2 protein-coding genes are annotated in these 3,522 nt (G+C 75.1%); both read right to left on the reverse strand.

The annotated features are described in order from the left end of the window. Nucleotides 1-2,533: hypothetical protein (locus V7E46_RS32935; protein WP_333771835.1), on the reverse strand; the 2,533-nt coding region annotated here is incomplete at its 3' end. Nucleotides 2,534-2,690: 157 nt separating this feature from the next. Continuing rightward, the gene (locus tag V7E46_RS32940; protein ID WP_443054423.1) at nt 2,691-3,386 is read right to left on the reverse strand and encodes a response regulator transcription factor; all 696 of its coding nucleotides are present in this window, start codon (nt 3,384-3,386) and stop codon (nt 2,691-2,693) included. Nucleotides 3,387-3,522 lie beyond the last annotated feature (136 nt).

Consider the following 3,522-nt stretch of genomic DNA (forward strand, 5'->3'; position numbering starts at 1 on the left):
ATCCACCAGGTGGTGATACCGGCGTCGGCGGCGGGGTGGTCGGCGGGGCGGCGTCGGTCACCGGCACCACCGTGCGGGCGGTGTTGTCGTCCGGCTGCGGGTCCAGCACACCGCCGGCCACCGACCACTGCACCGGCTGGTCGCCGGCGGTGCGCCCGGTCAGCGTCACGGTCACCGGCACCGTGGTGCCGGGCGGCACCACTCCCACGTCGCACTGGAGGGACGCGGCGTCGCAACTGCCGCCGGGGAAGGCGATCCCGGTGATCGTCACTCCGGGCGGCGGCACGACCGTGAGCGTGGTGCCGGGCGAGGCGTCCGGGCCCTTGTCGACGATGTCGACGGCGATGGTGGCGGCCGTGCCGACGGTCACCGGGGGCACGGTGCCCGGGGCGCTCACCGACAGGTCCACCGACGGCTGGACGGCGGGCTCCTTCTGCCGCCCCGGCAGTTCGGCGGCCAGCGGTGTCAGGGCCCCGGTGGCGACGTCCACCAGGCTGAGCTTCTCGGGGGAGTTGACGGGCAGGCCGCTGCGGGAGCTGATGACCAGCCCGGTGCCGTCGCCCGTCCAGGCCGCGTCGCGCGGCTGGTGCGGTCCGTCCGCCGAGGTGTCGGGCAGGTCCTGATGGCAGGCGTCGGCGTTGGTCCGGGCCGCGGCGGGCAGGACGACCTCGCAGTCGTCGCCGGACACCGAGGTCAGCAGTACGCCGTTGCGCTCGTCGACCACCCCGCCGCCGTTCTTCCGGTTGAAGGCGATGGAGCGCCCGTCGGGGGAGAAGGACGGGCTGTCGTCGATGACCGCGCAATCGCCCGGGCAGATCCGCGCGCTGAGGTCGCGCTCCTGGCCGAGGCCTCTCAGCGGCACGGTCCAGATGTGCTTGCTGCCGCCGGCCCCGTCGATCACCTCGTCGCGGGTGAAGGCCAGCGTCGTGCTGTCCGCGGACCAGGCGGGCTGGGCGTCGCCGCCGGGCTGCCCGTCCGGCGGGACCGTGAACACGATCGCGCCGCTGGTGGCGTCGGCGACCAGGACGCGGCCGGGTCCCGACGCCGTGCCGACGCCGCCCGGCGAGGTCCGGGTGAAGGCGAGGTAGCGGCCGTCCGGGGAGACGACGGGGTCGGTGTCCCAGTCGTCCGCGCCCCGCCCGGCCAGCGGCACCGCCTGCTGGTTCGAGCCGTCGGCGTCGACGGTCCAGATCCGCTCGATCCGCTTCCCGTCGGCGCCGTCCTCGAACCGGGTGACCACGATGTGCCGGCCGTCCGGCGTGTAGTTCTGCCGCTCGGTCCACGGGTCGTACCCGGCCGCCGGCTGGAAGAGCGGGTCCTTCGCCGGGTCGGTGTTGGTGTCGGCCGCCGGGTCCTCGTTCAGCAGGGGCAGCCCGAGGTCGCGCGGGTCGGCGCCGTCCGAGCGGACGTCCTGGAGGGTCACCACGTGCGGTCCGGCCGCGGTGGTGCGGTCCACCACCGGGTAGCCGCCGTCCAGCGGGCCGGCCCAGGTCGCCGAGCCGACGTCCCGGTCCTCGCTGAGCACCAGCTGCGGGGTGTCGGCGGAGTGCGCCGGCGCCTGGAAGACGTGGTCCCAGTCGCCCTGGCAGCCGCAGGTGCGATCGGGGGTGAGGAACAGCACGCCGTCCCCGTCGGGCAGCCAGGCTGCCCCGTGGGTCCGCCACTGTGCCTGCTCGCCCGCGAGCAGCGGCTCGTCCCCGGCCGCCCCGCCGGTCACCCGCAGTCGCGGTCCCGTGTCCGCGTCGGCGGTGAAGGTGTACGCGACGAGGTCCCGGTGGGCCGCGTCGTCCACCGGATTCCACACCGGCTCCGTCGCCGTACCGCCGTTCGCGCCGGTGATCCGGGTCGCGGCTCCGCCGGCCAGCGGCCGTACATAGATCTGCGGCCCGAGCGCGGGGTCGTCGGTGCCGGAGTACGCCAGCAGCGTCCCGTCCGGCGACACGGTCGGGCTCTGCTCGTCGGCGGGCGTGTCGGTCAGCCGGGTCAGGCCGGTGCCGTCGGTGCGCACCAGCCACAGGTCGCGCTGCGTCCCGCCGTCCGGGCCGCCCGGCTCCGCAGAGTCGAACACCACGGACGTGCCGTCCGGGGTCAGCCGCGGGTGGGCCGCGTTCCGGCCGCTGGTCAGCTTGCGCACCGACCCGTCGGCGGCCCGCAGGTAGATCTGCGGACACGTCTCGTCGCGCAGGCTCGCGAACACCAGCGTGTCCCCGAGGGCGGCGGGCTGTACGTCGAAGTGCGCCGGGCCCGCCCCGAACAGCGGGTCGCTGGACGTGGTGGTGGACACCCGGCCCAGGCTGCGGTGATCGGTGCCGGCGTAGGCGATCCGGGTCGCGGAGGTGTCCGCCCGCGGGACGGCCGAGGTCCCGTCCGACGCGGGCCGGCCCTCGGAGCCGGCCGCCGCCGTGACCGCGAGCAGCGGTACCAGCAGGAGCAGCGAGATGCCGAATCCGCCCAGTCGGCGCCGCCCGCCGGGGCCAGCCGAGCCGTCCACGTCCACCTCGCAGTCGCCGGACACCTTGATGTGCCCCGTCACTGTGCGGCACCCGCGCGGGTGCGCGGCAGGGCGGCCGGTCCGTGCCCGGGGGAAGCACCGGCTGTGCTTTCGGGCAGCCCGCGGGGACCGCCGTACGCCCGGCGGCCCGGCCGGACCCGGCCGGTACGCGCGGGGGTCCCGGGTCAGGACCCGGCGGTCAGATCAGGCCGTTGCGCAGCGCGTACCCCACCGCGTGGGCCCGGTTGCGCAGGTGGAGCCGGGTGGTGATCTCGTGCAGCACGTTCTTGACCGTCCGTTCCGAGTACGACGTCATCTGCGCGATCTCCGCGGTGTCGAGCCCCTCCGACACCAGGCGGAGCATGTCGGCCTCGCGTGTGGACAGCGCGGACAGGGACAGGCCGCGCGGATCTATCGCCGACCGCTGGAAGTTGCCGACCTGGGTCAGCAGGGTGCCGAGCAGGTCGCCGGGCAGCACGCCCTCGTTGTTGGCCATCGCGAGCACCAGGTGCAGCAGCCGGTCCTGGTTGGCCTCCGCGCGCCGCAGCACCGCGGTGACACCGCACTCGACCACCCGCTGGAGCGCCGTGGAGTCGAACGTGCCGACCACCAGGCCGGTCCGGGTGGAGGTGTTGCGCCGCATGCGCTGCAGCAGGGCGATCACGGCGTCGTCCACGGCGTCGACGACCACCAGCGAGGTCCGCGCCCGGTCCGCGTCGGCTTCGGCGAGCAGTTCGACCTCGGGGCGCTGGCGCAGCTGGTGCACGACGCCGATGTGCAGGACCTGGTCCTGGGCGTGGACGGCCACGCTCACGCGCGGCGGCCGGCCGTCAGGGGTGGTGACGGACTCGTGGGGCGTAGGGACGAGCAGGTTGTCTTTGGCGGAGCAGGGCATATCGATGCGTTCCACTTCGTGACGGTGGTCGGGCGGGAGCGGTGAGGGCGGGAGAGGTGACTGCGGGAGCGCTGCGGGGAAACGGGGAGGGCGGGGAGCGGGGTCCACGGGAACGGCGCTGGTGTGGGGGCGGGGG

The sequence above is a fragment of the Streptomyces sp. IBSBF 2435 genome (genome assembly GCF_036815005.1).
In the GTDB taxonomy this organism is placed as follows: Bacteria; Actinomycetota; Actinomycetes; order Streptomycetales; family Streptomycetaceae; genus Actinacidiphila.